Consider the following 568-nt stretch of genomic DNA (forward strand, 5'->3'; position numbering starts at 1 on the left):
AAAAGATGAAATGACAGATTTTTTAAATTCAGTTTTTGGAACAGGTGCTGCAGGTATGATGCAAAATTTAGTCGATAATACGGACAAATATGAAAATGCCTTAAAATCTTTAAAAAACACAAAAATGGGTGCTTTAAATGATGAGTTTAAAAAGATAAGTTCAAGCACTAATTCTTCTTTTACGCAGCTTAGCACTTCTATGTCTAATCTTAGTGCTAGTATCGGAGAAGCTTTAGCACCTGCTTTGGTAAAAATAATGGATAGTATTTCATCTTTAATCAATTTCATAAGAGAAATGATTGATGCTTTTCCAAATTTAAGTAAAGTTATAGGCACTTTAGTGGTTGCTTTAACTACTGCTAGTGTAGCTTTGAGTGCTTTAAAAGTAGGTTTTTTGGTGGCAAAATTAGCAGGGATACAATTTGCCTTTACCATTAATACTATAAGGATTGCTTTTAATATATTAAAAGTTGCCTTTCTAACTAATCCTATAGGACTTGCTCTTATGGCTATTGCTGCTATTGCTGCTTTGGTAATAATGAACTGGGATAAAGTAAAAGCCTTTTTT

At 31.5% G+C, this 568-nt stretch carries 1 protein-coding gene; it reads left to right on the forward strand.

Annotated features, from left to right (window positions below; translation table 11 throughout):
- Positions 1-568, forward strand: a 568-nt coding sequence (locus CQA75_RS08955; RefSeq protein WP_137624608.1) for a phage tail tape measure protein, incomplete at both ends; no start/stop codon positions are given.

Origin of the sequence: Campylobacter taeniopygiae (assembly GCF_005406225.1) — a bacterium.
GTDB lineage: Bacteria > Campylobacterota > Campylobacteria > Campylobacterales > Campylobacteraceae > Campylobacter_D > Campylobacter_D taeniopygiae.